The sequence below is a fragment of the Flavobacterium sp. GNP008 genome (genome assembly GCF_056428965.1).
Genome location: NZ_JBWJVL010000059.1, coordinates 1 through 238, shown reverse-complemented (window position 1 = coordinate 238; position 238 = coordinate 1). Strand labels below are relative to the sequence as shown.

The 238-nt window shown below is 62.2% G+C and carries 1 protein-coding gene; it reads left to right on the top strand.

Annotated features, from left to right (window positions below; genetic code table 11):
- Positions 1–238 (top strand): ATP-binding cassette domain-containing protein (locus AC0608_RS13875; RefSeq protein WP_478289491.1); only part of this gene is annotated, 238 nt, incomplete at both ends.

Here is a 238-nt window from a genome sequence, read left to right as displayed (position 1 = left end):
CAAGTTCCAGAAGCCCACGGTGTTCGAAGCGCTCAGCGTGTTCGAAAACCTGGAGCTGGCGCAGAAGACCGACAAGTCGGTATGGGCCAGCCTGCGTGCGCGCCTGAGTGGCGAGCAGAAGGACCGCATTGAGGAAGTGCTCGAGACCATTCGCCTGACCGCCTCGGCGCAGCGCCCGGCCGGGTTGCTGTCCCACGGGCAAAAACAGTTTCTGGAAATCGGCATGCTGCTGATGCAG